Origin of the sequence: Streptomyces millisiae (genome assembly GCF_031845425.1) — a bacterium.
GTDB classification, from domain to species: domain Bacteria; phylum Actinomycetota; class Actinomycetes; order Streptomycetales; family Streptomycetaceae; genus Streptomyces; species Streptomyces millisiae.
Window position 1 is genome coordinate 1 of sequence record NZ_JAVREM010000344.1, and the last position, 434, is coordinate 434.

Here is a 434-nt window from a genome sequence, read left to right on the forward strand (position 1 = left end):
GCTGTGCGGCGTACGCGGAGCAGCGGCCGGCGTTCTCGCCGTCGGGGTCGCCGAGGAGCACGTCCCTGATGTAGGCACACCCGGCCGGGGAGGCCATCTCGTCGAGGAACTGCTCCGCCCACGCCTCGAGGTCGGCCCGGAGGCCGCCGAGGTCGGCGGGGTCGGCGTCCGGGCGCAGCCGTTCGACCGCGACATCGGAGAGCAGCTCCCGCAGATCACCCCAGCGGCGGTAGACGGTGGACGGGGTGACACCGGCCCGGGCCGCCACCAGGGGCACGGTGAGCGCGTCCCGGCCCACTTCGCCGAGGAGGTCACGGACCGCCGCGTGGACGGCCTCCTGCACCCGTGCGCTGCGCCCGCCGGGGCGGGCCATCGGCCTGGGGCTCACGCGACTCCTCCTCGGATACGTAAAAGCAATCTGTTTGCGTTAAGAG

The 434-nt window shown here is 73.5% G+C and carries 1 protein-coding gene; it reads right to left on the bottom strand.

The window, feature by feature from the left end; all coding sequences use genetic code 11:
• Positions 1–373, bottom strand: a 373-nt coding sequence (locus RNC47_RS37000) for a TetR/AcrR family transcriptional regulator (RefSeq protein WP_311605257.1), incomplete at its 3' end; no start/stop codon positions are given.
• Positions 374–434 lie beyond the last annotated feature (61 nt).